The sequence below is a fragment of the Halomonas sp. SIMBA_159 genome (assembly GCF_046536035.1).
Classification (GTDB): Bacteria; Pseudomonadota; Gammaproteobacteria; order Pseudomonadales; family Halomonadaceae; genus Vreelandella; species Vreelandella venusta_A.
The window spans coordinates 1-272 of sequence record NZ_JAWJBT010000584.1; the positions used below are offsets into that span (position 1 = coordinate 1).

The following is a 272-nucleotide window of genomic DNA, read 5'->3' on the forward strand; positions in this document are numbered from 1 at the left end:
GGCAGACGCAGGTGCTGGCTCAGGGTAAGGACATGCTGAGGGATCTTAAACGTTTACTCAAGGTTTCCAAAATAGGCTGATGCTGCAAACCGCATGCGCTAAGGAGTGGCGATGTTATCAATGGCTTCTTCCCGTTACCGGCAGGCCGACCGGCGCTTTACCTGGCTGGTTGGACTGACTCTCTTATTATCCGTTGCTGTGATAGCCCTGGGGGCGTATACCCGGCTGACAGAAGCCGGGCTTGGCTGCCCGGACTGGCCCGGCTGCTATGG

1 protein-coding gene is annotated in these 272 nt (G+C 57.4%); it reads left to right on the forward strand.

Translation table 11 applies throughout. The features are described 5' to 3' along the window. Positions 1 to 120: 120 nt before the first annotated feature. Positions 121 to 272: COX15/CtaA family protein (locus tag R0J87_RS20555; RefSeq protein WP_498888568.1), on the forward strand; the 152-nt coding region annotated here is incomplete at its 3' end.